This window comes from Thauera sp. WH-2, from assembly GCF_048321015.1.
Lineage (GTDB): Bacteria > Pseudomonadota > Gammaproteobacteria > Burkholderiales > Rhodocyclaceae > Thauera.
The window spans coordinates 1-575 of sequence record NZ_JBLWFG010000032.1 but is presented as its reverse complement, the minus strand read 5'-3'; the positions used below and the strand labels follow the sequence as shown (position 1 = coordinate 575).

General features: G+C 66.6%; 1 pseudogene. It reads right to left on the bottom strand.

The window, feature by feature from the left end:
* Positions 1–575: pseudogene (locus ACNKW1_RS15750) on the bottom strand (antiporter); the annotation flags it as partial.

The following is a 575-nucleotide window of genomic DNA, read 5'->3' as shown; positions in this document are numbered from 1 at the left end:
CCGTACAGCGTGCCCACGATCACCAGCACCATGACGATCCACATGCCGTTGCCCGAGAGCAGCCCCGAGCCGGTCGGCGCCGGCAGGTACAGGTACAGACCGATCGCCGACACCACCAGCGCAATGCCGTAGAACAGGATGATCTTGCCCAGCGCCGCGCCGGTCGAACCGATGTTGGGCGACACGGTGAGCAGGTTGTTCATGCCGAACCAGCCGATCACCGCCAGCGGCACCAGCAGCAGCAGCCACACGAAACCGGCGTTCTGCACGTAGGTCGGCGTGCCCGCGGTGATCTTGCCGATCAGCGAGGCCGAGTCCTTGACCAGCGGGATCGGGTCGCCCGCGAGCGCGCCGAACAGCCCCACCGTCATCACCAGCGGGATCAGCACCTGCATCGTGGTCACGCCGAAGTTGCCCAGGCCCGCGTTCAGGCCCAGCGCCGTGCCCTGCTGGCTGCGCGGGAAGAAGGTCGAGATGTTCGACATCGAGCACGCAAAGTTGCCTCCGCCAATGCCTGACAGCAGCGCCAGCAGCTGGAACACCCACAGCGGCGTCTCCAGGCTCTGCAGCGCGAA